At 72.0% G+C, this 24,423-nt stretch carries 5 protein-coding genes; 4 read left to right on the forward strand and 1 reads right to left on the reverse strand.

Going from position 1 to position 24,423, the window contains the following annotated elements; translation table 11 throughout:
• Positions 1–4: 4 nt before the first annotated feature.
• From FM051_RS50675 to FM051_RS20020, 3 genes are read left to right on the forward strand one after another with little or no spacing between them, the layout of a single operon-like run.
• Positions 5–17,269 carry a type I polyketide synthase gene (locus tag FM051_RS50675; RefSeq protein WP_202918931.1) on the forward strand — a complete coding sequence of 5,755 codons (17,265 nt, stop codon included), beginning with the start codon at positions 5–7 and terminating at the stop codon, positions 17,267–17,269.
• Positions 17,256–19,514 carry a cytochrome P450 gene (locus tag FM051_RS53700; protein WP_158845505.1) on the forward strand — a complete coding sequence of 753 codons (2,259 nt, stop codon included), beginning with the start codon at positions 17,256–17,258 and terminating at the stop codon, positions 19,512–19,514. The genes FM051_RS50675 and FM051_RS53700 overlap by 14 nt, the downstream gene beginning before the upstream one ends.
• A 1-nt stretch (position 19,515) precedes the next feature.
• Positions 19,516–20,679, forward strand: a complete 1,164-nt coding sequence (locus FM051_RS20020) for a macrolide family glycosyltransferase (RefSeq protein ID WP_158845508.1) — start codon at positions 19,516–19,518, stop codon at positions 20,677–20,679.
• A gap of 40 nt (positions 20,680–20,719) precedes the next feature.
• Here the strand turns inward: FM051_RS20020 and FM051_RS20025 are convergent, their stop codons facing one another.
• Positions 20,720–22,696, reverse strand: a complete 1,977-nt coding sequence (locus tag FM051_RS20025) for a carbamoyltransferase family protein (RefSeq protein ID WP_158845511.1) — start codon at positions 22,694–22,696, stop codon at positions 20,720–20,722.
• Between the two features lie 375 nt (positions 22,697–23,071).
• Between FM051_RS20025 and FM051_RS20030 the strand changes: the two genes are divergently transcribed.
• Positions 23,072–24,394 (forward strand): hypothetical protein, encoded by a 1,323-nt coding sequence (locus FM051_RS20030; RefSeq protein ID WP_238412507.1) that lies wholly within the window; start codon positions 23,072–23,074, stop codon positions 24,392–24,394.
• Positions 24,395–24,423: the final 29 nt, after the last annotated feature.

Genomic DNA, 24,423 nt, shown 5'->3' on the forward strand with positions numbered 1-24,423 from the left:
TGCCATGGCTGACGAAGACAAGCTCCGCAGTTACCTCAAGCGCGCCACCGCGGACCTGCGGGTGATGGGCAAGCGCCTGGCCGAGGTGGAGGAGGCCGCCCGCGAACCGATCGCCATCGTCGGCATCGGCTGCCGCTACCCCGGCGGCGTCGAGTCGCCGGACGACCTGTGGCGGCTGGTCGTCGACGGTGTGGACGCGATCGGTGATTTCCCGACCGACCGGGGCTGGGAGATCACCTACGACCCGGACCCGGACGAGCCCGGCGCCACCTACGTCCGTTCGGGCGGTTTCCTCGCCGACGGCGCGGGTTTCGACGCCGGCTTCTTCGGGATCTCGCCGCGTGAGGCGTTGGCGATGGACCCGCAACAACGCGTCCTGCTGGAAACGGCGTGGGAGACCTTCGACCACGCGGGCATCGACCCGACCTCGTTGCGCGGCAGCCGGACCGCCGTGTTCACCGGCGTGTGGTCGTCGGGCTACGCCGCCCAGCCGCCGTCCGAGCTGGAGGGCTTCCTGGCCACCGGTATCGCCACCAGCGCCACCTCGGGCCGGGTGTCCTACCTGCTCGGCCTGGAAGGCGCGGCGGTGTCGGTCGACACGGCGTGCTCGTCGTCGTTGGTGGCGATCCACCTGGCGGCGCAGGCGCTGCGCGCGGGTGAGTGCTCGCTCGCGCTGGCCGGCGGTGTGACCGTCATGGCGACCCCGGCGGGGTTCGTGGAGTTCTCCCGGCAGCGCGGGCTGGCACCGGACGGGCGGATCAAGTCGTTCGCCGACGCGGCCGACGGCACGAGCTGGAGCGAAGGCGCGGGTCTGGTGCTGCTGGAACGCCTGTCCGACGCCCGCCGCAACGGCCACCGCGTCCTCGCCGTGGTGCGCGGCAGCGCGGTGAACCAGGACGGCGCGTCCAACGGCCTGGCCGCGCCCAACGGTCCGTCCCAGGAACGCGTCATCCGGCAGGCCCTGACGAGCGCACGCCTCGAACCCTCCGACGTGGACGTGGTCGAGGCACACGGCACCGGCACGACGCTCGGTGACCCGATCGAGGCCCAAGCCCTGCTCGCCACCTACGGCCAGGACCGGGCGGAGCCGCTGCGGCTGGGCTCGATCAAGTCGAACATCGGCCACACCCAGGCCGCCGCCGGCATCGCGGGCGTGATCAAGATGGTCATGGCGATGCGCCACGGCACCCTTCCGCGCACGCTGCACGTGGACCGGCCTACCGCTCACGTGGACTGGACCGCCGGGCAGGTCGCACTCCTGACCGAGCCGACCCCGTGGCCGGGAACGGACCGCCCTCGTCGCGCCGGCGTGTCGTCGTTCGGCATCAGCGGCACCAACGCCCACGTCATCCTCGAAGAGGTGCCCGAGGAGTTGCAGTCCACTGTGGACAGTGATGTGCCGTGGCTGGTGTCGGCTCGAACCCCACAAGCCCTCAAAGCCCAGGCTGAACGCCTCAAAACGGTCGACGCCCGCGACGTGAACGTGGGCTGCGCGCTGAGCAAACGCACCCACTTCGAGCACCGCGCGGTCATCCTGGACGACCACCGCGCCGGCCTGGACGCGCTGGCCGACGGCCGTGGTGCTCCCGGCCTGATCACCGGCGAGGTCGGCGTCCCCGGCAAGACCGTGTTCGTGTTCCCGGGCCAAGGCGCGCAGTGGCAGGGCATGGGCCGTGAGCTGTACGCCACGTCGGAGGTGTTCCGCGCCCACCTCGACGCCTGCGCCGAGGCACTGGCGCCGCACGTGGACTGGTCGCCGGTCGACGTCCTGCGGGACGGCGCGCTCGACCGCGTGGACGTGGTCCAACCGACCCTGTTCGCGATGATGGTGGCCCTGGCCGGGCTCTGGCGCTCGCACGGGGTGGTCCCGGACGCGGTCGTCGGTCACTCCCAGGGCGAGATCGCCGCCGCGCACGTCGCCGGCATCCTGTCGCTGGAGGACGCCGCGAAGATCGTCGCCCTGCGCGCCAAAGCCCTGGTGTCACTGGCCGGGCACGGCGGCATGGTGTCGGTGGCGCTGTCCCCGGAGCGCGCCGCCGCATACCTGGAACGCTGGGCCGGCCGGGTCACCGTCGCCGTGGTCAACGCGCCCGGCACGGTCGTCGTCTCCGGCAACACCGCCGACCTCACCGAACTGCTGAACGCCTGCGCGGCCGACGACATCCGCGCCCGCGCGCTCCCGGTCGACTACGCGGCCCACTCCGCCTCGGTCGAAGCCGTCCGCGACCGGCTCCAACGGGATCTGGCCGGTGTCACACCGCGACCCGCCGCCATTCCGCTGTACTCGACGGTCACCGGCGAGCCGGCCGCCGAGCTGGACGCCGCCTACTGGTACCGGAACCTGCGCGAGCCGGTGCTGTTCGACCGGGCCACGCGCACCCTGCTCGACCACGGCCACGGCGTGTTCGTCGAGGTCAGCCCGCATCCGGTGCTGGTGTCGGCGGTCGAGGAGACCGCCGACCGAGCCGACGTCCTGGTCACCGGGACGCTGCGCCGCGACCAGCCGCACGAGTTCCGGACCGCCCTCGCCCGCCTGCACGTCCGGGGCGTCGAGGTCGACTGGCGTCCGCTGTTCCCGGCCGGCGTCACGCCCGCGCCCCTGCCCGGCTACCCGTTCCAGCGGCAACCGTTCTGGCTGCGCCCGACCACCACCGCGACCGGCGACCACCCGCTGTTGACCACGGTCGTGGAACTGCCCGACGGCGGCGCGGCGCTCACCGGCACGGTGTCGTTGTCCACGCACCCGTGGCTGGCCGACCACGCCGTGCGCGGCTCCGTCCTGCTGCCTGGCACGGTGTTCCTGGAACTCGTCGGCTACGCCGCCACCACGGTCGGCGCGGCTGCTGTCCACGAACTGGTCCTGGAAACCCCGCTCACCCTCGACCAGGACGCGGTGCGGCTCCAGGTGGTGGTCGGCCCGCCGGACGACACCGGCCGCCGACCCGTCACGGTGCACTCCCACGTCGACGAGTGGGTCCGGCACGCCACCGGCACGCTGGGCGAGGCCCCCGAAGCTCCCGGTGTCAGCGCAGCCTGGGCGACCCCGTGGCCACCGCCGAACGCCGAACCGCTCGACGTGACCGACCTCTACGACACCTTCGCCGGCCTCGGCTACGACTACGGCCCCGCGTTCCAGGGCGTCACGGCGGCCTGGCGCGTGGGCGACGGCGTGCTCGCGGAGGTCGAGGTGCCCGCCGGGGAGCGCTTCACCGTGCACCCGGCGCTGCTCGACGCGGCCCTGCACCCGATGGCGTTGCTGACCCCGAACGGCCCGGCCCGGCTGCCGTTCGCCTTCTCCGGGGTGGTGCTGCGCCCCACGGACGCCACCGTGCTGCGGGTACGGCTGTCCGGCGGCCCCGACAGCTACTCGGTTGCGCTCACCGACCCCGACGGCTCGCTGGTCGCGTCGGTGGAGTCGCTGTCGGTGCGGGCGTTCACCGACACCCCGGACGACCTCTTCCAGCTCAAGTGGGTGCCGGTGACCGGGGACGCCGGCACCGAGAACACGGTCGTGCACCACGTGTCGGATCGCATCGGCGCCAACGCCGTCGACGCGGCGTTGGCGAGTGCCCAGGAAGCCTTGGCCGCGATCCAAGGGCACCAGGGCGACGCCCGACTCGTGATCGTCACCCGCAAGGCGGTCGCGGCCGTGCCCGGCGACGTGGTCGACCTCGCCCACTCCGCCGTGTGGGGCCTGGTGCGCGCGGCGCAGGCTGAGCACCCCGGCCGGTTCGTGCTGGTCGACGCCGACGAGTCGTGGGACGGCGCCCTGGCCGACGAGTCGGAGCTGGTGGTCCGCAGGGGAGTCCTGCTCGCGCCCCGCCTCGTGCGGGTGGACCGGGCACTCGCCGCGCCGGACGGCCCGTGGCGGCTGGAGGACGTCGGCACGGGCAGCATCGACGACCTGGCGCTCGTGTCGCGACCGGCGTTGGCCGGGCCGTTGGGACCGGGACAGGTCCGGATCGCCCTGCGCGCCGCCGGGCTGAACTTCCGCGACGTGCTCATCGCGCTGGACGTCTACCCCGGCGAGGCGCTGATGGGCGGCGAGGGCGCGGGCGTGGTGCTCGACGTCGGGCCGGACGTCGACCGGTTCCGGCCGGGTGATCGGGTGTTCGGCCTGGTGCCCGGCGCGTTCGGCCCGATCGCCGTCGCCGACCACAGGTTGCTGGCCCCGATCCCGGACGACTGGTCGTCCGCGCGGGCGGCCTCGGTGCCGGTGGTGTTCCTGACCGCCTGGTACGGCCTGGTGGACCTGGGGCGCACGCAACCCGGCGACCGGGTGCTCATCCACGCGGGCACCGGCGGTGTCGGCATGGCCGCGATCCAGCTGGCCCGCCACCTCGGCGCGGAGGTGTTCGCGACGGCGAGCCCCGGCAAGTGGGACGTGTTGCGGGGCTTGGGGTTGGACGATGACCACATCGCGTCGTCGCGGACCCTGGAGTTCGAACAGCACTTCCCGCGCATGGACGTGGTGCTGAACTCGCTGGCCGACGAGTTCGTGGACGCCTCGCTCGGACTGCTCGTGCCCGGTGGCCGGTTCGTGGAGATGGGCAAGACCGACATCCGCGACGCCGACGACCACCCCGGCGTCTCCTACACGGCGTTCGACATCGCCGACGCGGGTCCGAGGCGGCTCGGCGAGATCCTGACCGAGACCCTGGAAGCCGTCGCCGACGGCGTGCTGACCCCGTTGCCGATCGACGTTCGGGGTGTCCGCGACGCGGTGGACGTGTTCCGTCACATGAGCCAGGCCCAGCACATCGGCAAGATCGTCCTCACCCCGCCCGCCGCCCTGGACGGCACGGTGTTGATCACCGGCGGCACGGGGACGCTCGGTCGGTCGTTGGCCGGGCACCTCGCCACCAGGCACGGCGTGCGGCGGCTGGTGCTGGTGAGCCGTCGAGGCGGCGAGGCCCCAGAACTGGACGTCTCCGAGCTGGACGCGGACGTGCGGGTCGTCGCCTGCGACGTGTCGGACCGTGAGCAGGTGGCCGAGCTGGTGGCGTCGATCCCGGACCTGACCGCCGTCGTGCACGCGGCCGGCGTGCTGGACGACGCCGTGGTCGGCTCGCTGACACCGAGCCAGGTGGCCGAGGTGTTCGACCCCAAGGCGCGGGCGGCCTGGCACCTGCACGAGCTGACCCGACACCTCGACCTGACGGCGTTCGTGCTGTTCTCCTCCGCCGCCGGCGTGCTGGGCAGTCCCGGTCAGGCCAACTACGCCGCCGCGAACGCCTTCCTCGACGCCCTGGCCGTGCACCGGCGCGCGCTCGGCCTGCCCGCCGTCTCGCTGGCCTGGGGTTATTGGGCCGAGAGCAGCGGTATGACCGGGCACCTCTCCCACACCGACCGGGAACGCCTGACGCGTTCCGGCGTCGTGCCGTTGAGCACCGAGCACGCGCTGGAGCTGTTCGACGCGGCACTGGCCGCCGACCGGGCCGCCGTCGCGCCCGTCGCGCTCAACCTGCCCGTCCTGGCCCGCACGCCCGTGCTGCCGTCGGCCCTGCGCGGGTTGGTGGGCGGTCGCAAGCAGGCCAAGCGCCCGGTCCGCCGGGGTGCGCTGGCCGATCGGCTGCGGTCGCTGTCGGAGGCCGAGCAGTTGGCCGTGGTGCTGGACGTGGTCACGGCCAACACCACGACGGTGCTCGGCCACGCCTCACCGGACGCCATCGACACCCGGCAGCCGTTCAAGGACCTCGGGTTCGACTCGCTCACCGCCGTGGAGCTGCGCAACCGCCTCGGTTCGGCCACCGGCCTGCGCCTGCCCGCGACGGTGACGTTCGACTACCCGACCCCGGCGCGCTTGGCGGACCACCTGCGCGGCGAGATCGTCGGTGCGCGCAGGGAGATCGCTGCCCCGGTGGTGGAGGTGGTGGACGACGACCCGATCGTGATCGTGGGTATGGGGTGTCGTTTGCCCGGTGGTGTGGGGTCGCCGGAGGATCTGTGGCGTTTGGTGTCGGATGGTGTGGATGCGATCACGGGGTTCCCGGCGGATCGTGGTTGGGATCTTGAGCGTCTTTATCACCCGGATCCTGATCATCCGGGGACCAGTTACACGCGTTCGGGTGGGTTTTTGTCGGATGTGGCTGGGTTCGACGCGGATTTCTTCGGGATTTCGCCGCGTGAGGCGCTCGCCATGGACCCGCAGCAACGTGTGCTGTTGGAGACCGCGTGGGAGACCTTCGAACACGGCGGGATCGACCCGACGTCGTTGCAGGGCAGCCGGACCGGGGTGTTCACCGGCATCTGGGCGTCCGGGTACGCCGCCGGCACGCCCGCCGACGTCGAGGGGTACTTCGGCACCGGTGCGGCGACCAGCGTGGTGTCCGGCCGGATCGCCTACCTGCTCGGCCTGGAAGGCGTAGCGGTATCCATCGACACGGCGTGCTCGTCGTCGTTGGTTGCGATGCACTTGGCGGCGCAGGCGTTGAGGTCGGGTGAGTGCGACCTGGCGTTGGCCGGCGGCGTCACGGTGATCGCGACGCCGGTGGGGTTCACCGAGTTCTCCCGTCAGCGCGGCTTGGCCGCCGACGGTCGGTGCAAGCCGTTCTCCGCGTCCGCCGACGGCACCAGTTGGGGCGAGGGCGCGGGTCTGGTGCTGTTGGAGCGCCTGTCCGACGCACGACGGCGTGGGCACCAGGTGCTCGCAGTGCTGGCCGGGACGGCGGTGAACCAGGACGGCGCGTCGAACGGCCTCACCGCGCCGAACGGCCCGTCGCAGGAGCGGGTCATCCGGCAGGCCCTGGCGAACGCCGGTCTGACGCCGTCCGATGTGGACGCCGTGGAAGCGCACGGCACCGGTACATCCCTGGGCGATCCGATCGAGGCCCAGGCCTTGCTGGCCACGTACGGCTCGCAGCGTTCCGAGCCGTTGTGGTTGGGTTCGGTCAAGTCGAACATCGGTCACACCCAGGCAGCGGCGGGTGTGGCCGGTGTGATCAAGATGGTGATGGCGCTCCGGCACGGTCGACTGCCGAAAACGCTGCACGTGGACGAACCCACCCCGGACGTGGCGTGGGACAGCGGCAACGTCCGGCTGCTCACCGAGCCGGTCGCGTGGCCCGAGACCGGACGACCCCGCCGGGCCGCGGTGTCGTCGTTCGGGATCAGCGGCACCAACGCGCACGTCGTGCTGGAGCAGGCGCCGGACGCGGCCGAGGCCGCCGTGGACGTGGAGCTGCCCTGGGTGGTGTCGGCGAAGACCGAACCCGCGTTGCGGGACCAGATCCGGCGGTTACGGGAGTTCGCGGCGACCCACCCCGACGCGGCGGGCATCGGGCGGGCGCTGGCCGGTCGGGCCCGGTTCCCGCACCGCGCGGCGGTCCTCGGCGCGGACGTGGTGTCCGGGGTGGCGGGCGCACCGGACCGGACGGTGTTCGTGTTCCCCGGTCAGGGTGCGCAGTGGGTCGGCATGGGACGTGACCTCTACGTCGGGTCGCCCGTGTTCCGGGACGCGATCGACGCGTGCGCCGGGGCACTGGCCCCGCACACGGACTGGTCGTTGGTCGAGGTGCTGCACGGCGGGTCGCTGGACCGGGTCGACGTGGTGCAGCCCGCGTTGTTCGCGGTGATGGTGGCGTTGGCGCGGATGTGGCAGTCGGTCGGCGTCGAGCCGGACGTGGTCGTCGGCCACTCGCAGGGTGAGATCGCCGCCGCCCACGTCGCAGGCGCGTTGTCGCTGGACGACGCCGCACGGGTGGTCGCGTTGCGGAGCAGGGCCCTGGTCGCGATCTCGGGCCTGGGCGGGATGGTGTCGCTCGGCCTGTCCGTCGACCGGGCCGCGACCTACCTGGCCCGGTGGGGCGAGCGGCTGACCGTCGCGGTGGTCAACGCGCCCGGCTCGGTGGTCGTGTCCGGTGACACCGACGCGTTGGCGGAGCTGCTGGCCTCGGCCGAGTCCGACGGGATCCGCGCCCGCGAGCTGCCGGTGGACTACGCCGCCCACTCCGCCCAGGTCGAGGCCATCCGCGAGCGGTTGACCGCCGACCTCGCGGACATCACGCCGTCGTCGGGGCGGATCCCCTTCCACTCCACGGTGACGGGCGAGGTGATCGACACCGCCGTGCTCGACGCCGACTACTGGTACCGGAACCTGCGCGAGCCGGTGCTGTTCGAGTCGGCGGCCCGCGCGCTGCTGGCCCACGGCGCCCCGGCGTTCGTGGAGATCAGCCCGCACCCGGTGCTGGTGCCCGCTTTGGAGGAGCAGGACGCCGTCACGACCGGCACGCTGCGCCGTGACCGGGGTGGGCACGCCGATTTCCTCGCTGCCGCTGCACGGCTGTTCGTGCTCGGCGTGGACGTCGACTGGGGCGTCCCGCCGACCGGCCTGCCGATCGGCCTGCCGACGTACCCGTTCCAGCGGGAGCGCTTCTGGCTGGCGTCCGGCGGGCACGGGGACGTGTCCGGCGCGGGCCTGGACCCGGTCGACCACCCGTTGCTCGGCGCGGTCGTCGAACTGCCCGGTGATCAGGGTGTGGTGCTGACCGGTGCACTGTCCACCTCCGCGCACCCGTGGCTGGCCGACCACGCGGTGCTGGGCGCGGTGCTGCTGCCCGCGACCGGGTTCGTGGAACTGGTGGTGCACGCGGCCGGCGTGGTCGGCTGCGCGGCGGTCGAGGAACTCGTCCTCGAAGCGCCCCTGGTGCTGCCCTCCGATGGTGCCGTGCGGGTGCAGGTGGTGGTCGGCGCTCCGGACGGCACGGACCGCCGCCCGGTGGAGGTCCGTTCCCGTGCGCAGGACAGCGACGGCTGGGTGCGGCACGCCGTCGGCACGCTCGCCGCCGAGCCCGTCGCCGCGCCGGCGTTCCCCCCGGCGTGGCCGCCCGCCGGGGCGCGGCCCGTCGACGTTCGCGATCTCTACGACGCGCTGGCCGGTGCGGGCTACGAGCACGGCCCCGCGTTCCAGGGTGTGCGTGCGGTGTGGCGGTCGGGCGGTGAGGTGTTCGCCGAGGTCGCGGTGGAGGACCCCGCCAGGTTCGGTGCGCACCCCGCGCTGCTGGACGCGGCCCTGCAACCGCTGGCGCTGCTGGCCGACGGCGCCGACGAAGTGCGGTTGCCGTTCTCCCTCACCGGGATCACGGTCCACCGTTCAGGCGCGGCCACCGCCCGGGTCAGGCTGTCGGGCACGGCCGCCGACGGTTACGCCATCGCGCTCGCCGACGACTCCGGTGCGCCGATCGCCACCATCGGCGCGGTCACCACCCGCCCGATGGCGCGGCAGGCCGACGACGCCCTGTTCAAGCTCGACTGGATCCGCCGGGACAGCGGCACGACACCACTGTCGGCGGGATCCGGGCGGATCGTGTCGCCGGGTTCGGTGGAAGAGGCGTTGGAGCTGCTCCAGGCCTTCCTCGCCGACGGTGGTGTCGCCGACGACAGCCTCGCGGACGGCGGCGAGGACCGCCTGGTTGTGCGCACCCGCGACGCGGTGGCCGCCGTACCCGGTGATCACGTGGACGACCTCGAAGGCGCGGCGGTGTGGGGCCTGGTCCGCGCCGCGCAGGCCGAACACCCCGGCCGGCTCGTGCTGGTGGACACCGACGACTCCGACCCCGTGGTCCTCGACGACGAAGACCAACTCGCCGTTCGCAGTGGTGTGGTCCACGTGCCCCGGCTCGTGCGGACCGCCACGCACCCGATCACCACGGGCGCGCTGGTCGGGTCCGCCGGCGGGAACCTGGACGACCTGGTGTTCGCCGAGGCCGCCGATGTCGCGGAGGTTCCGTTGGAGCCGCACGAGGTGCGGGTCGCGGTGCGCGCGGCGGGGATCAACTTCCGCGACGTCCTGATCGCCCTCGGCATCTACCCGGTCGCGGCGCCCCTGGGCAGCGAGGGCGCAGGTGTGGTGACCGAGGTGGGCTCGGCGGTTACCGGGCTGCGTCCCGGCGACCGGGTGATGGGGTTGCTGCCCGGCGCGTTCGGGCCGGTTGCGGTGGCTGATCAGCGGGTGTTGACGGCTGTGCCTGCGGACTGGGGGTTCAGCCGGGCCGCTGCCGTCCCGGTGGCGTTCCTGACCGCCTGGTACGGCCTGTTCGACCTCGGTCGGCTTCGGGCGGGTGACCGGGTGTTGATCCACTCCGGCGCGGGCGGTGTCGGGATGGCTGCGGTCCAGCTCGCGCTGTGGGCGGGCGCGGAGGTCTTCGCCACGGCGAGTCCCGGCAAGTGGGACGCGTTGCGCGACTTGGGTTTGGCCGACGACCACATCGCCTCCTCCCGGACGGTGGAGTTCGAGGAGCGCTTCCCCAGCGTCGACGTGGTGCTGCACTCGTTGACCGGCGAGTTCACCGACGCCTCGCTGCGCCTGCTGGCCGAGGGCGGCCGGTTCGTCGACATGGGCAAGGCGGACCCCCGCGACGTGCCCGGCTACCGGGCGTTCGACCTCGCCGAGGCTGGCCCCGCGCGGCTGGGCGAGGTGCTGGCCGAGGTCGTCGAGCTGCTCGTGGCGGGTGAGCTGCGCGTGCCACCGATCACCGCCTGGGACCTCCGGCGGGCGGCGCAGGCGTTCCGGCACATGAGCCAGGCCGGGCACACCGGCAAGGTCGTGCTGACCGTCCCGGCCCCGCTCGACCCGGACGGCACGGTCCTCGTCACCGGCGGCACCGGCACGCTCGGCGGCCACGTCGCCAGGCACCTCGTCACCGCGCACGGCGTGCGGAAGCTCGTGCTGGCGAGCCGGGGTGACGCGCCCGAGCTCCAGGCCGAACTCGCGGGACTGGGCGCGCAGGTCACCGTAACCCCGTGCGACGTGGGGGACCGCGGAGCGGTGGCGGGGCTCCTGGCCGGCATCCCCGACCTCACCGCCGTGGTGCACGCGGCGGGCGTGCTGGACGACGGCGTGGTCGGGGCGTTGACCCCGGAACGGCTGGCCGGCGTGCGCGCCCCGAAGGCCGACGCCGCCCGGCACCTGCACGAGCTGACCCGACACCTCGACCTGCGGGCGTTCGTGCTGTTCTCCTCGGCAGCCGGGGTGCTCGGCGCCGCGGGCCAGGGCAACTACGCCGCCGCCAACGCCTACCTCGACGGCCTGGCCGAACACCGCCACCGGCAAGGCCTGCCCGCAGTGTCCGTGGCGTGGGGACAGTGGGCCGAGACCAGCGGCCTGACCGGTCGGCTCGCCGAGGCAGACCTGCGACGCCTCGCCCGCGCCGGGGTCGTGCCGCTGTCCACCGAGCGGGCGCTGGCGCTGTTCGACGCCGCCCTCACCTCCGCCGAACCGACGCTGGTGGCCGCCGGGCTCAGGGTGTCCGCGCTGGGCGGGCAGCCGGTGTTGCGCGCCCTGGCCCGCCGCCGGCCAACCCGCACGTCGGGCGTGGCCCGCGAACTCGGCGCACTGCCCGAGGCCGAGCAGCGCGCCGCCCTGCTGGACCTGATCACCACGCACAGCGCGGCGGTCCTCGGGCGCACCGACGCGGTCGACGCCGACCGGGCGTTCAAGGACCTCGGGTTCGACTCGTTGACGGCGGTGGAGCTGCGCAACCGGCTGTCCACGGCCGTCGGCGTCCGGCTGTCCGCGACCATGACGTTCGACCACCCCACCCCCGCCAGGCTGGCCGAGCACCTCCGCGAGGTCCTGCTCGGCGCGGCACGCCGAGCCGTCGCACCGGTCGCGGTGGCCGCCACCGACGACCCGGTCGTGGTGGTCGGCATCGGATGCCGGTTCCCCGGCGGGGTGGCGTCGGCGGCGGACCTGTGGCGGTTGGTGTCCGACGGCGTGGACGCGATCGGCGACTTCCCGTCAGACCGGGGTTGGGACGTGGCCGGGCTGTACGACCCGGACGGCGGCCCCGGCACCAGCTACACCCGCTCCGGCGGGTTCCTGTCGGACGTGGCCGGGTTCGACGCCGCGTTCTTCGGGATCTCGCCGCGCGAGGCGGTGGCGATGGACCCGCAGCAACGGCTGGTGCTGGAGGCCGCGTGGGAGACCTTCGAGCACGCCGGGATCGACCCGACCTCGTTGCGGGGCAGCCGGACCGGCGTCTACACCGGCATCTGGGCCTCCGGGTACGCGGGCGGTGTGGACCAGGTCTCCCGTGACGTCGAGGGCTACCTGGCCACCGGCACGGCCACCAGCGTCACGTCCGGCCGCGTCTCCTACCTGCTTGGACTGGAGGGACCGGCGGTATCGATTGACACGGCGTGCTCGTCGTCGCTGGTGACGATCCACCTGGCGGCCCAGGCAGTCAGGTCCGGTGAGTGCGATCTGGCGTTGGCCGGCGGTGTGACGGTCATGGCCACACCCGCGAGCTTCGTGGAGTTCTCCCGGCAGCACGGGCTGTCCGCCGACGGTCGGTCGAAGTCCTTCGCCGCCGCCGCCGACGGCACGAGCTGGGGCGAGGGCGCGGGTCTGGTGCTGCTGGAGCGGTTGTCGGACGCGCGCCGCAACGGCCACCGCGTGTTGGCGGTGGTCCGCGGCAGCGCGGTGAACCAGGACGGCGCGTCGAACGGCTTGACCGCACCGAACGGCCCGTCGCAGGAACGGGTGATCCGGCAGGCCTTGGCGAACGCGGGTCTGGAACCGTCCGATGTGGACGCTGTGGAGGCGCACGGCACGGGTACGACGCTGGGCGATCCGATCGAGGCCCAAGCGTTGTTGGCGACTTACGGTTCCGAGCGTTCCGAACCGCTCTGGTTGGGTTCGGTCAAGTCGAACATCGGCCACACCCAGGCCGCAGCCGGCATCGCGGGCGTGATCAAGATGATCGAGGCGCTGCGGCACGGCCTGCTGCCCAAGACCCTCCACGTGGACGAGCCGACGCCGCACGTCGAGTGGCAGACCGGCGACGTCCGCCTCCTCACCGAGGCCACGCCGTGGCCGACCACGAACCACCCGCGCCGCGCAGGCGTCTCCGCGTTCGGGATCAGCGGCACGAATGCCCACGTGATCCTCGAACAGGCGCCCGAGACCGAACCGGTCCACGTCAACGGGCCGGTGCCGTGGTTGTTGTCGGCGAAGTCGCCGGAGGCGTTGCGGGCGCAGGCCCGGCGTCTGCGCGAGTTCGCGGACGACCCGGCGCCGGTCGGCGCGGCTCTGGCCACCCGCGCCCGGTTCCCCTACCGCGCCGCACTCACCGACCCGAACCGGCTCCTGGCCGACCTCGACGCCCTGGCCGAAGCCCCGATCGAGAAGGCCGGCACCGGCAAGACCGCCTTCGTGTTCTCCGGCCAGGGCTCGCAGTGGCGTGGCATGGGGGAGCGGCTGGCAGCGGCGTACCCGGTGTTCGCGCAGACCCTGGACGACGTGTGCGGCCGACTCGGGATGTCCCTGCGGGAGGTCGACCTCGACCAGACCCGGTACACGCAGGCCGCGTTGTTCGCGATCGAGGTGGCGCTGTACCGGTTGGTCGAGTCGCTGGGCATGAAACCGGACTACCTCGTCGGCCACTCCGTGGGTGAGTTGGCCGCCGCGCACGTCGCCGGTGTGCTCAGCCTTGAGGACGCGTGCACGTTGGTGTCGGCGCGTGGCCGGTTGATGCAGGAGTTGCCGCCCGGTGGGGCGATGGTGTCGATCCGGGCCGGCGAAGCGGAAGTCGTCGCCACCCTCGACGGCGACGGCGACGGTGGCGTCGACATCGCGGCGGTCAACGGTCCCGACGCGGTGGTGATCTCCGGCGACGAGCACGCGGTGTCGCGGATCGCCGAACTGTGGCGGGAACGGGGCCGCGAGACGCGGCGGCTGGCGGTGAGCCATGCGTTCCACTCGTCGCGGATGGATCCGATGTTGGGGGAGTTCGCGCGGGTCGCGGAAGGCCTGAGCTACCACCGGCCGTCGGTTCCGATCGTCTCCACGGTGACGGGTGAGCCGGCCGACTTGGACACGCCGTCCTATTGGGTGCGGCAGGCGCGGGAGGCGGTGCGGTTCGCGGACAGCATGGGGTGGTTGCGTGCCAGTGGTGTGACGGCGTTCCTGGAGATCGGGCCGCATCCGACGTTGGTCCCGACCGGTGTGATGCGCCGCGATCACGACGAACCCGAACGACTCCTCGCCGCCCTCGGCAGGATGTGGGAGCAAGGCGCGGACTGGCGTCCGCCGGCTCCACGCGTCCACCTCGACCTGCCCGCCTACGCGTTCCAGCGGGAGCGGTTCTGGCTGGTCCCGAGCAGGTCGGCGGACGTGGCGGGCGCGGGCATGGACGCGGTGGACCACCCGCTGCTGCGGGCTTCGGTGAAGCTCCCCGACGGCCAGGGCGTGGTGCTGACCGGCGTGCTGTCCCGCGCCGCGCACCCGTGGTTGGCCGAGCACACCGTCCTCGACACGGCCCTGCTGCCCGCCACCGGGTTCGTGGAACTGGCACTGCAGGCCGGCGGGCACGTCGGCTGCCCCGTGCTGGCCGAACTCGTCCTCGAAGCACCGCTGCCGCTGCCCGAGCACGACACCGTGCACGTCCAGGTCACCGTCGGCGCACCGACCGAGACCGGGCAACGCCGGGTCACCCTCCACTCCCGCACCGCCGCCGAACCGGACGACTGGACCCGCCACGCCACCGGCGTCCTGCTCCCGGAACCCGCCACCCCACCGGCGGGACCCACGACCTGGCCACCCGCCGGAGCGACGCCGGTGGACATCTCGACCCTGTACGACACGCTCGCCGACGCGGGCTACGACTACGGCCCGACCTTCCAGGGCCTGCGCGCCATCTGGCGGCACGGCGACGACCTGCACGCCGAGGTCACGTTCCCCGCCGACACCGCGGGGCTGACCGGCTACGGCATCCACCCGGCCCTGCTGGACGCGGCGATCCAGCCGCTCACCCTGCTCACCGGCATCACCGCCGAGGTCGACGGCCCCGGCCAGAGCCTGGCCAGGCTGCCGTTCTCGTTCGCCGGCGTGTCGATCACCGGTGCCGCCGCCACCCTGCGGGTCGCGCTGTCGCCCACCGCGCCGGACACCTACGCGGTGCGGATCACCGACACCGGCGGCACCCCGGTGGCCACTGTCGACTCGCTCGTGCTGCGTCCCGTCGAACTGGCCGACCTCGCCGCCACCCGGCACGCCAACACCCTGTTCACCCTCGACTGGACCCCGTTGCCGATCGCCGACGCCCCGGACGTGACGGCGGTGTTCCGCGAGCTCGCGGCCGGTGGGGGAGACCCGGTCGAGGAGACGCACGCGATCACCCGGCAGGTGCTGCACGAAGTCCAGCAGTCCCTGGCCGACGACACCCGCCTGGTGCTCGTCACCCGGGGCGCGACCGGTGACGACCTGCCGCTGGCGGCGGCCTGGGGTCTGGTGCGCAGTGCGCAGACCGAGCACCCCGGACGGTTCCTGCTGGTCGACCACGACGACACCGAGGCGTCCCGACAAGCGCTCCCGGCGGCCGTGCGCACCGCGTTCGCCCAAACCGAACCACAACTGCTGCTCCGCGACGGCGAACTCCTCGTGCCGAGGCTCACCAAGTCCGCAAAGGACGCGAGACCACGTCCGCTGCGCGGCACCGCGCTGATCACCGGCGGCTTCGGGGTGCTCGGCGGCCTCACCGCCCGCCACCTCGTCACCGAGCACGGCGTGCGGCACGTGGTCCTGGCCGGCCGCCGTGGCGTCACGACCCCCGGCGCGGCGGAACTCCAGGTCGAGCTGGCCGGACTCGGTGCGACCGTCACCGTGGCCGCGTGCGATGTCGCCGATCGGGACGCCCTCGCCCGACTCCTGGGCACCATCGAGAACCTGCGCGTCGTCGTGCACACCGCCGGGATCGTGGACGACGCCGTCGTCCAGACCCTGACCCCGGCGCAACTGGACGCCGTGCTGCGCCCCAAGGTGGACGCGGCCTGGCACCTGCACGAGTTGACCGACAACCTGGACGCGTTCGTGTTGTTCTCCTCTGCCGCGGGCGTGCTGGGCAGCCCCGGCCAGGCCAACTACGCGGCGGCCAACTCGTTCCTCGACGCCCTGGCGCGTCACCGGCACGTGCTCGGCCTGCCCGCCGTGTCGCTGGCGTGGGGCTACTGGGCGCAGGAAAGCGGCATCACCGGCAACCTCACCGAGGCCGACCGCCTCCGCCTGACCCGCGCGGGCCTGACGCCGTTGCCGACCGACCGGGCGCTGGCCCTGTTCGACACCGGTCTGGCGGCGGGTGCGCCGGTGCTGGTGCCCGCCCACCTCGACCCGACCACGGCGAGGACCCCGTTGCTGCGCGACCACGGGCGGTCCCGGCGCGGGCAGGTGCCGGTGGTCGCGCCGTCCGACCTGATGGGGAGGCTCAAGCCGCTGGCCGAACCCGAGCAGCGGGCCCTGCTGCTGGAGGTGATCAACGCGCACAGCGCGGCCGTCCTCGGGCACACCACACCGATCACCGCCGACCCTCAGCAGGCGTTCCGCGACCACGGCGTCGACTCGCTGACCGCGATCGAGCTGCGCAACCGGCTCAACGCGGCCACCGGCCTCCAACTGTCCGCGACCGTCGTCTTCGACTTCCCGACGCCCGCCCAGTTGGCCAACCACCTCTACGGGCAGCTGCGCGGCACCGCCAACCGCGTCGCCGGACCCGTGGAAGCGCTGCTGCGCAAGGCGATCGACATCGGCCGCGCCCAGGACGGCGTCGACCTGCTGGCCACCGCGGCACGGCTCGGCCCGGTCACCGGCCGGCTCGACGTGACGCCGGTCAAGCTCACCACCGGGTTCGTGCCACCGGCGTTGATCTGCCTGCCGTCCGCGCTGGCGTTCACCGGCGTGGAGGAGTACGCGAGGTTCGCCGCCGCGCTGGAGGCGATGCGGGACGTGACCGCCGTGCCGTTGCCCGGCTTCACCGGCGGCCCGCTGCCCGCCACCGCCGAAGCCCTGGTCGACGCGCTGACCGACGCGGTCGCCGACGTCGCCGCCGGTGAGTTCGCGCTGGTCGGGCGGTCGGTCGGGGCGTGGCTCGCACGGGCCGTCGCCGGCCGTCTGGAGACCAGGGGCCGCACACCGGCCGCGGTCGTGCTGATCACCCCCGCCGCGGACCCGCACGCCGTGCTCACCGGCGTGCTCGACCCCGAGCACCAGCTCCACCCCGTCGACGACGACCGGCTGGTCGCGATGGGCCGCTACCTCGACCTGGCCGGGCAGCACGAGCCGGGACCCACCACCGCGCCGGTGCTGCACGTCGGCACCGCCCACGAGCGCCCGCCGTCCGGGCAGGAGTCGGCGGTGGTCGCCGGCGACCACTTCTCCGTGCTGGAACAGCACTCCGCATCCACCGCACTGGCGATCAGCAGCTGGCTCACGGACTTCCGCGGGTACGGCGCAGGGTTGTCCGAACTCAGGGAAAGGGACGTCCATGATCTGGGATGACGTGTTCATCGGCGGCACCGGTCACTACCTGCCACCGCGCACGCTCGCGACGGACGCCGTGCCGGACACCGACACCATGCGGCGGCTGCTCGCGCTGTCGGACTTCACCTCGTTCACCCACTCCGACGACGTCACCGAGCAGGCCATGGCGGTGCGTGCGGCGATCGGCGCGCTGCGGCAGTCCGGGCTCACCGGCGCCGACATCGCGATGGCCGCCTACGCCCAGATGGACTCCCAGGACCACATGGCGCCCTCGTGCCACCTCCAACGCGTGCTCGGCCTCGGCCACGCCCTCGTCTACGAGGTGGAGGCGACCAGCAACGGGGGCTCGGCCGCACTGCAGGCCGCCGCCGCCCACCTGGTGGCCGACCGGTCCGCCACCGCCACCCTGGTCACCGCGACCTCCCGGTTCCTGCCGCCGCGCTGGGAGCGCTGGCAGCCCACCATCGGCATCTTCCTGGCCGACGGCGCGGTGTCGGCGGTGCTCACCCGCGAGGGCGGCCGGGCCCGCCTGGTGGCCACAGCCAACAGCTCCGCCACCCAGATGGAAGTCCTCGCCACCCCGTCGATCCCGGACCCGCTGGGCCACCGCAACCGCACGCCCATCGAGGTCACCGGCCTCGCGCCGTACCTGACGCTGATGAGCGAGGCCCTGGTCAGCGCGGTCGAGCAGGCCGCCAAGGAGGCCAACACCGCGGTCGGCGACATCACCCGGTTCGTGATCACCGGCCTCGGGCTCGCGCAGTTGCAGGTGGTGGTGCTGGAACCGCTCGGCATCGACCTGAACCGCACCACCTGGCCGTTCCTGCGCGAACTCGGGCACGTCGGCCCGTGCGACCAGCTGCTCGGCGTGGACCACCTGCTCAACGACCCCACGATGAAGCCGGGCGACACGATCATGGTCGTCGGGCTGGGCATGGGCTCCCGGTTCACCGCCGCCCTGCTGGAAGTCACCGAGCCGCCCACGCGCGGCACCACCTTCGTGGAGGAATCCGTGGAGATCCCACCGGTCGAGCGGTACACCATCGACCCGTCCGGCAGCGACATCTTCGGCGAGGCCGCCCGACTGCGCGAACGCGGCCCCGCCACACCCGTCGAGCTGCCCGGCGGCATCGGGGCGTGGTCGGTGACCAGCCACGAGACGGTCAAGAAGGTCCTGCTCGACCCGAAGGTGTCCAAGGACGCCAACCGGCACTGGCCCGCGTGGCGCAACGGCGAGATCCCGCCCGACTGGCCGCTGATCATGTGGGTGGCGATGAAGAACATGTTCACCGCCTACGGCGAGGACCACTCCCGGCTGCGCAAGCTCGTGGCCAAGGCGTTCACCGCGCGTCGCATCGAGGCCATGCGCCCGCGCGTCGAGCGGATCACCACCGAGCTGATCGACGGCCTGACCGCCTTACCCCGCGGCCAGGCCGTCGACCTGCGCGCGGAGTTCGCGTTCCAGCTGCCGATCCGGGTGATCAGCGGCCTGTTCGGGCTGTCCGAGCAGACCGGCGCCGACCTGCGCGGGCTCGTCGAGGCGGTGTTCAGCCTGGACGCCGACCCCGAAGGGGTGCAGGCGGCGTCCGCCGAGCTGTACATGCTGCTGAAGGGCCTGGTCGCGGACAAGCGCGAACACCCGGGCGACGACATGACCACCGACCTGATCACCGCCCGCGAGGAGGACGGCAGCCGGCTCGGCGAGCAGGAGCTGCTGGACACGTTGCTGCTGACCATCAGCGCGGGCTTCGAGACCACGGTCAACCTGCTCGACAGCGCCATCCACGCGCTGGCCGCGCACCCGTCCCAGCTCGGTCTCGTCACCTCCGGGGTGAGCACCTGGGACGACGTGGTGGACGAGACGCTGCGCTGGCAGGCGCCGGTGCCGAACCTGCCGCTGCGGTACGCGGTGGACGACATCGAGGTGGACGGCGTCGCGATCGCCAAGGGAGACGCGATCCTCGTGTCCTTCGGCGCGGCCGGCCGCGACCCGGCGCGGCACGGTGCGAACGCCGAGGAGTTCGACGTCACCCGGCCGTCCCGCCGCGACCACCTCACGTTCGGCCACGGCGTGCACTTCTGCCTCGGTTCGCCGCTGGCCAGGATGGAGGCCGTGGTGGCGCTGCGCGCGCTGTTCGAACGGTTCCCGGACCTCCGCCTGGCCGTGCCGTCGTCGGAGCTGGAGCCGTTGGGGTCGTTCTTCACCAACGGCCACAAGACCCTGCCCGTCGTGCTGGAGCCCGTCGTGGCGGAGGAGGACTGAGATGGCGCACTTCGCATTCGTCAGCGCGCCCGCCGCCGGGCACGTCAACCCGACCCTGCCGCTGGTGGAGGAGTTGGTCAGGCGCGGCCACCGGGTCGACTACGCCACCGGTCCGTCCACAATGGATGGAGCGGTCACGGCGGGCGCCTCGCCGGTCGTGCTGCCGTCGGAGCTGCCGCCGGACATGGACGCGCGGGGCGAGTTCACCGCCGAGCAGCTGGCGGTGACCTTGGAGTACTTCCTGGCCGACGCCGAGGTCTCGTTCCCGGTGCTGGCCGAGCACTTCGAGGCCGACCGGCCGGACGTGGTCTGCTACGACTCGGTGACCTTCACCGGGCGGATGCTGGCCAACCTGCTGGGCGTGCACGAAGTGGCTCTGGTGCCGACGTTCGCGGAGAACGAGCGGTTCTCCGCGACGCAGGTGTACCTGCCGCCGTCGTTCGACCACCGGTACCCGAGGCTGGTCGCGGCGATCGGGCGGATGGCCGAGTTCGCCTCGGGGTTCACCTTCCTGGAGAACCCGAACCTGATGTTCGGGCACGTCGCGCCGTTGAGCGTGGTGTTCGTCCCGCGCTCGTTCCAGTTGTCCGCCGAGACGTTCGACGACCGCTTCCACTTCGTGGGGCCGTCGCTGGGCAGTTGGCAGGTGGCCGAGGAGTGGTCGCCCGCGTCCGAGGCGCCGGTGCTGTTGATCTCGTTGGGCACGGTGTTCAACTCACGGCCCGAGTTCTACCGGGCCTGCGTCGAGGCGTTCGCCGATTCGCAGTGGGAAGTCGTGATGTCCGTCGGCTCACTGGATCCCGCGGTCCTCGGTCCTTTGCCGGCGAACTTCTCGGTGCACGCCCGAGTCCCGCAGGTGGCCGTGCTCCGGCACACGTCGGTGTTCCTCACCCACGCGGGGATGAACTCCGTCATGGAATCGCTGTACCACGGCGTCCCCTTCGTGGCAGTGCCGCAGATCCCGGAACAACAGGCCATCGCCGCGCGGGCATCCGAGCTGGGCCTGGGCATCACCCTGGAAGACCAGACCCCGGAAGGTCTGCGCAAAGCCGTGTCGGCGGCGTCTGCCAACCGCCCCGCCGTCGAGGCGATGCGCGAGGCGGTCCGTTCCGGCGGCGGCGCGTCCGCCGCTGCCGACGCGCTGGAGAAGCTGCTGAACCGATGACACCGATCCGGTGGTCCCGCCGGCCGGCGGGACCACCGGATCACGCCTTGGGAGCGAGGACGAAGAACCGCCGCTGCCACAACGCCACGAGTTCGTCGCGCACCTCGTCGGTCAGCCGCCCGGCCAACGTGGCGACGGTGGCGGTGCCGTCCGCCGCCGCCAACAGGTCGAACACGGCGGGGGAGACCGTCGCGGAAGGGCCGAACGAGTAGTCCAGGTAGATCTCGCCGCTCACCTCGTCGCCGGGCCGCCAGTCCTTCCGGAGCCGGGTGACCGGGCGGAACGTCAGCACCAGGTCGTCCAGCGCCCGCGCCACCGGTTCCCGCCGCCGGACCAGGAAGTCCTCGACCACCAGCACGTCGATCTCCGTGGTCAGGTAACCGGTCAGCACGTCGTGCACGGACTGCACGATCGGCTCGGCGTTGTTGTTGAACGACGTGTTGAGCAACACGGGTGTGCCGGTGAGCTCACCGAACCGGGTGATCAACCGGTGGAAGCGCGCGTTGGCCTCCGGGGAGACCACCTGTACCCGTGCGGTGCCGTCGATGTGCGTGACGGCGCCCAACTCGGCCCGCCGGTCCTCGTGGACGCGCACCACGAACGACATGAACCCGTGGTCCGCCTTGGTGTCGGTGAGGTCGAAGTAGATGGCCGCCGCTTCCGGCGTGACGGCGGGCGCGAACGGCCGGAAACCCTCCCGCTTCTTGACCATGGCGTTGATCCGGTCCCGGTTCTCCGCCGGGCGGGCGTCGGCGAGGATGCTCCGGTTGCCCAACGCGCGGGGGCCGAACTCGGAACGCCCGTGCGCCCAGCCGACCACCGCGCCGCCGGCGAGCAGTTCCGCCGTCGCGCCGACGATGTCCGCGGGCCGCTCGACGTCCACGATGCCGCTCCACGCGCGCAACTCCCGCTCGACCTCGTCCGGCGCGCCCAGGTCGGGGCCGAGGCTCGCGCCGGCCAGTCGTGCGACGCGGGTGTGCGGCTCGCCCAGCCGTTGTGCGGCGACGATGGCCGCGCCCTCCGCCGCACCCGCGTCGTGCGACGAAGGGTGCACGAAGACCTCTTCGAACAGTCCGGACCGCAGGATCAGCCCGTTGAGGCTGCTGTTGTGCGCGACGCCGCCGGTGAAGCACAGCCTGGTCGTACCGGTCTGCCGCGCCCAGTGCGCGAGCACGTGCATGGCGAGGATTTCCAGCGTTTCCTGGAGCCCGGCCGCGAAGTCCTTGTGCTCCTGCGTCACCGGTTCGCCGGCCCGCCGCGCGGCGAACCCGTTCGCGTAGAACGGTGCCACGGTCGGGTTGATGTCCGGCAACGAGGGAATCATTTCGTAATCGCCGTCGGGGAGCAGCGTGTAGAGGCTTCGGAACTGCTCGCGGTAGGTCGCCGGATCGCCGTACGGTGCCAGTCCCATGACCTTGTACTCGTCGCCGAAACCGTAGCCGACGTGCCCGATCGCGTCCTGGTAGAGCAGGCCGAGTGATTGTGGGACCGAGTACGACTTGAGTGCGCGCATTTCGCCGGACCCGGCCAGGAAGATCGTGGTGGAGGTGTTTTCACCGCGGCCGTCCATGACGACGACCAGCGCGTCCGACATGCCAGATCGGGCGAACGACGACCAGGCGTGCGCGACGTGGTGCCGGGTGAACATCACCTGATCAGAGGCGATGTCCCAGTCGAACTCCGTGCGCAGTCGGTCCAGGAGGAGTTCGCGGCCGAAGCGCACGGGCTGGGCGGGCGTCGCGACCTGGAAGTTCCTCAGGCCGAGGTCGACGAGGTCCTGGTCGAAGTAATAGCCGACGGCGTCGATGTCCCGGGGCTCGGCGCCGGCCAGTTCGAGACAGGCGCGAATGGCGCCGGCCGGGAACTTGTTCGTCTTCTTGATCCGGTTGAACCGCTCCTCTTCGACGGCCGCGACCAGTTCACCATCGGCCACCAGGCAGGCGGCGGCGTCGTGCATGTAGGTCCGGTACAAAGCCGGCAGCAGATCGAAATGTCCGCTTATGCCCAACGTCAGCATTCCGCTCCACTCCAATCGGACTCGCGACGGGTGGTTCTGCTTTGACGAAACCACGACCGAACGCGTCGACATACCGCTGTTCGGCGGGTTTCGAGAATAGCTATTCCGGTGGTGTTGGGATGGCTATTTGTCAAGAGTGGTTACCGCACTGTGAAAGGGGTCACCTCAAAGAACGGAGTATTAAATGATCTGTCTCATCGGGATCCCCTCGGCGTTGACGTGTCTTTTGTGGACTGTCCGCGCGGTACTGGTGGGCGGCTCGCAGCGACCTTGAGTGGTTCATGGTGGTGTGCCATAGTCGCCGGGCCGTTGATGTCCACAGAGAACTCGGAAGAACGCATACGCAGCCTCTCCCGCCTCCCACCGAGGAGTTTCATGACCCGGCGCCGCAGGATCCTGAACCCGCTGACCGCACTGTCCCTCGTGGCGTTCGGGATGGTCGTCACGTCGCCGTCCGCGAACGCGGACTCGCTGGACTTCGCCAACTTCCAGTTGCGCCCCAACGCCTACGGCACCGCGCTGCGCGACCGGGCCGACAACCTGCCGCTGGTGAAGGCCACGGTCACGGACATCATGAACGACCTGAACCGGGTCGACGACGACGATCCGACCGACACCGGGGAGGCCTGTGAACCCAATTCCGTGGTGAACAACTTCGAGCCGGTGCTCTCCCAGAGCATGTGCTTCAACGACGGCGACAACGCGACCACGGAGTGGTACCCGCAGGGCGTGACCACGGCCGCCGACATGCAGAGCGACCAGATCTGGGGCGACGGCTACCAACCGGTCCTGGTGAGCTGGTACGACCACAACAACAACGCCGACGGCATGCTCAAGGGTGTCCGCATCAGCTTCATGAACCGCGACACCGGCCGCTACCGGCACGTTCTGCTGGTGTACCCCCGCGAGATCAACGGCCGCACCGACTACGACACCATCCGCGTGTCACAGGACCCGGCCAGCGGCGACTACAACAAGCCCCTGCACGCGGGCGGCCTGGTCTGGTACGGCAACTACCTGTTCGTCGCCGACACCGCGCGCGGCTTCCGCGTGTTCGACATGCGTCGCATCTACGACCTCGGCGCCTCGTCGAACGGCACGACGACCGGAGACATGGTCGGTTACCGCGGGAGCACCTACTACGGCTACGGCTACCGCTACATCATGCCCCAGGTCGGTTCCTGGACCCGCACATCGGCGACCGGCACCACCTGCACGGCGGCGGACTTGTCGCCGAACTTCTCCTACGTCTCGCTCGACCGCAGCGGCACCGACCACCTCGTGGCGGGCGAGTACTGCAACTGGGACAAGGAGACCAACGGCAGGGTGGCGGCCTGGCCCATGGCCGGTGCGTTCGTCGACAACGAACTCCGCATGGATCCGAACTACGTGTGGAACGCCGACGATGCGCACAACCTCCCGTCCAGCAACGTGCAGGGTGTGGCCCGCTTCGAGGGCAGGTGGTACCTCAGCGTGAGCGACGGGCCCAACGCCGGGAAGTTCTACACCACCGCGAAGGTGGTCACGTCGTTCAGCAACCTGGAAATCGTGGGCACCCAGTACCTGCCCGTCGGTCCCGAGGACCTCTCGCACTGGCCCGGCACAGCCGGCACGAACCCCGCGCGAGGCGTCTTCTGGACCGTGAGCGAACACCCCGGCCAGCGCATGGTGTACTCGGTCATCCCCCAAACCGGCTGACCGGCGCCACGACGTAGGACACCGAACCC

This window comes from Saccharothrix deserti, from assembly GCF_009769385.1.
Classification (GTDB): Bacteria; Actinomycetota; Actinomycetes; order Mycobacteriales; family Pseudonocardiaceae; genus Actinosynnema; species Actinosynnema deserti.

Excerpts from the sequence above, each read along its gene's own strand:
- FM051_RS50675 (WP_202918931.1), top strand. The coding sequence starts at position 5 with ATGGCTGACGAAGACAAGCTCCGCAGTTACCTCAAGCGCGCCACCGCG.
- FM051_RS53700 (WP_158845505.1), top strand. The coding sequence starts at position 17,256 with ATGATCTGGGATGACGTGTTCATCGGCGGCACCGGTCACTACCTGCCA.
- FM051_RS20020 (WP_158845508.1), top strand. The coding sequence starts at position 19,516 with ATGGCGCACTTCGCATTCGTCAGCGCGCCCGCCGCCGGGCACGTCAAC.
- FM051_RS20025 (WP_158845511.1), bottom strand. The coding sequence starts at position 22,696 with ATGCTGACGTTGGGCATAAGCGGACATTTCGATCTGCTGCCGGCTTTG.
- FM051_RS20030 (WP_238412507.1), top strand. The coding sequence starts at position 23,072 with ATGACCCGGCGCCGCAGGATCCTGAACCCGCTGACCGCACTGTCCCTC.